This window comes from Vibrio sp. 10N.261.52.A1, from assembly GCF_002876325.1.
Taxonomy (GTDB): domain Bacteria; phylum Pseudomonadota; class Gammaproteobacteria; order Enterobacterales; family Vibrionaceae; genus Vibrio; species Vibrio chagasii.
On sequence record NZ_MCYD01000686.1, the window covers coordinates 1,159 to 4,508 of the forward strand.

4 protein-coding genes are annotated in these 3,350 nt (G+C 43.8%); all 4 read left to right on the plus strand.

Annotation, left to right across the window (positions count from 1 at the left end; all coding sequences use genetic code 11):
* The coding region (locus BCT81_RS13350) for an ATP-binding cassette domain-containing protein (RefSeq protein ID WP_133152623.1) at positions 1-296 on the plus strand (296 nt) is incomplete at its 5' end.
* Positions 297-393: 97 nt separating this feature from the next.
* The gene (locus BCT81_RS13355; RefSeq protein ID WP_102424729.1) at positions 394-1,125 is read left to right on the plus strand and encodes an arginine ABC transporter substrate-binding protein; all 732 of its coding nucleotides are present in this window, start codon (positions 394-396) and stop codon (positions 1,123-1,125) included.
* Positions 1,126-1,128: 3 nt separating this feature from the next.
* Positions 1,129-1,815: an arginine ABC transporter permease ArtQ gene (artQ, locus tag BCT81_RS13360; RefSeq protein WP_102424730.1), complete on the plus strand. Its 687-nt coding sequence runs from the start codon at positions 1,129-1,131 to the stop codon at positions 1,813-1,815.
* Entirely contained in the window at positions 1,812-2,480 is a 669-nt protein-coding gene (gene artM / locus BCT81_RS13365) for an arginine ABC transporter permease ArtM (protein ID WP_008217794.1), read from the plus strand. Before artQ ends, artM begins: the two co-directional genes overlap by 4 nt.
* The last annotated feature ends 870 nt before the right edge of the window (positions 2,481-3,350 follow it).

Consider the following 3,350-nt stretch of genomic DNA (forward strand, 5'->3'; position numbering starts at 1 on the left):
GTCAACAACAACGTGTCGCGATTGCTCGTGCTCTTATGATGAAGCCGGATGTATTGCTGTTTGACGAACCAACAGCGGCTCTTGATCCAGAGATCACTAACCAAGTAGTTAGCATCATTAAAGAGCTAAGCGGCACTGGAATTACTCAGGTGGTAGTGACTCACGAAGTTGACTTCGCCAAGAAGATTGCGAGCCACGTTCTTTACCTTGAAAAGGGGTACATCATGGAACACGGCACCAGCGACGCATTTATTAATCCGCAGACTCCAGAGTTTGCTGAATATTTGACTCACTAAGTCACTGACTAGATTTACCTAAACACAACATCGATTAAAACAATCAAATTATAAGAATGGCCACAGGCCACTATCACAATGTATTCGGAGTAACAAAATGAAAAAGATTCTACTAGCTTCACTTATCGGTCTTGCTTCTTTCAATGCAGCAGCTCAAGAAGAAATCAAATTCGCAATGGAAGCGACTTATGCACCATTCGAATACATGGATGAGAACAACCAAATCCAAGGCTTCGACGTCGATCTAGCAAACGCACTTTGTGAAGAGATGAAAGCAACGTGTACTTTCCACAACCAAGCATTCGATAGCCTGATTCCAGCTCTTAAATTCAAACGTTACGATGCGGCTATCTCTGCAATGGACATCACTGAAGCACGTCTTCAACAAGTAAACTTCTCTGACGCTTACTACGACAACTCTGCAGCATTCATCTCTATTGAAGGCAAAGTAGCAGACCAAGCAGCACTAGAAGGCAAGCGTATCGGTGTTCAAAACGGTTCTACTCACCAAAGCTACCTTCTTGAGCAACTACCAGGTGTGACAGCAGTACCTTACTCAAGCTACCAAGATGCATTCATCGATATGAAAAACGGTCGTATCGATTCTGTATTCGGTGACACAGCGGTAGTCGCTGAATGGTTTAAGAAAGAAGACAACCTAACGTACGTTGGCGACCAAGTAACAAACCAAGAGTACTTTGGTAACGGCTTTGGTATCGCAGTAAACAAGAGCAACCCAGAGCTAGTTGCACAACTGAACACAGCACTTGCAGCAGTTAAAGCAAACGGCGAGTACGACAAGATCTTCAACAAGTACTTCGGTAAGTAATTTATGGAATTAACGGGTTACTCTTTAGGGCTCGTCGAGGCAAGCTGGATGACTATTCAGCTTGCATTCGTAAGCCTATTGGTTGGATTAGTTCTAGCGGTAATGTTTGCAGGCGGAGAAATGTCTCGTCGTGTTGCAATCAAATGGCCGACAACCGCGTTCGTGACAATCGTACGTGGTCTACCAGAAATCTTGGTGGTTTTGTTTATCTACTTTGGCTCAACACAAGTGCTCTTCATGATCACTGGTGACTTTGTTGAAGTTAGCCCGTTCTTATCTGGTGTTGTTGCGTTGTCACTTATTTTCGCTTCATACGCTTCACAAACTATTCGTGGTGCATTGAAAGCGGTAGGTAAAGGGCAGAGAGAAGCGGCGAGTGCATTAGGTATTCCACAATCTCACGCATTCTTCAGAATTGTTTTGCCACAAGCAGTAAGACACGCACTACCAGGCTTAACGAACCAGTGGTTGGTTCTGTTGAAAGATACTGCATTGGTTTCTCTGATTGGCGTCACCGATCTACTGAAGCAAGCGCAGTTAACATCAGCAGCAACGCACGAAGCATTTACTTGGTACGCAACGGCGGCAGCTATCTACCTAATCATCACATTGATTACGCAAAGAGCAGTAAAAGTGATTGATGGTAAATTCTCTATTCAAGGTTTGGGTAACAAAGGGGCAATAGCATGAATCAACAATACCTCTCTCAAATGCTTGAAGGTTTAGCAACCAGTCTTCAGCTCACAGGCGCGTCACTGCTTGTTGGTTGTATCTTGTCGCTACTGATGACGGTAACACTGATCCTAAGATTACCTGCGATTCACTGGGTAACACGTGGCATCATTACCTTGTTCACGGGTACACCATTACTGGTTCAGATCTTCTTGGTTTATTACGGCCCAGGTCAGTTCGATTGGATTCGTGAAAGCTTCATGTGGACTTGGCTCAGCCAACCTTGGTTCTGCGCAATGCTAGCATTAGCTTTGAACACTGCGGCATACAGCACGCTACTGTTCAGAGGTGCATTCAACGCGATTCCTGCAGGGCAGTGGGAAGCATGTCGTGCACTAGGTATGGACAAAATCGCGACCCTTAAAGTGCTATTGCCATACGCACTACGCCGCGCCGTTCCTGCTTACTCGAACGAAGTAATTTTAGTCTTCAAAGGCACATCGCTGGCAAGTACCATCACCATTATGGATTTGATGGGCTACGCGCAGCGTATTAACGGCCAAACCTACGACACACTAACTGTGTTCGGTATTGCTGGCGCATTCTACCTAGCAGTAAACGGTATTTTAACGCTGATCTTCCGCCAAGTTGAAAAGAAAGCTCTAGCATTTGAAGCTGCATAATCTAGCCACTCACGAGTCTAATTAACGTATAAAGCCTGCCATTTATGTTCGCATAGATGGCAGGCTTTTTTGTGCTTTCAACATGGTTAGTAGATCTGGGAGTATATACAGTGCGAGAGGGTTTTCGCTGGATTCATACTATATGGAAATATTCTGTATTTTTTATTCGATGTGCCTATCTATGTTCTAAGTCACTGAAATAATGAAATTAATTGTGCTAGAGTGCAACACAAATGAAACTAGATAGAATAATTCTGTATTCAAATGCAGAATTTGTCTGTCTAATAGCTGTTAGTCGCCAGAAAAAGCTAGCAGTCAAAATCATGTTTCTAAGCTCAAAACTTGGCTACTGGTTGTTTGATTCATAGTTCCATCTTCGACGGTCAAAGCTCAGTTTCATCGGTTCTAAATCAATGCATTACTATCTTCCAAGCGGTTGTTTCGTTCTTTGGTGGTGATAGAGCGGGGTAATCGAAAATCTGTTTTTGGTTGCAACTCTGCTCGGTGAGTTTGTTCGTTTAAAAGCTTATTTACTTGCTGAAAGGACGTTTTCTCTGGTGTGGTAAGTTCCACGTGGTTTCAGTGACTTTGTTGAAAGTCCGCACTGTGAGATTGGTTTTCCAAAAGCGCTTTTTTGGTGTTGTCAGTCCGTTTTCTGCAGCGTTGGCTGTTCCAAGTGGTTTCATTGAGTAGCCGCTTTGAGACTACGCCTGACTTAAGTGCATCAAAACACATAAAGCTTGTTGTTCGCAAAGTTTAGTTTGGCTTAAAATTGTCGCTCGGTGCCTCGCGACTAACAAACTGCTCAAGAGGGATTCGCAACGCGTGGCATTTTTACTATGCGTTGAATTTAGTGATTAAGGTTGTATG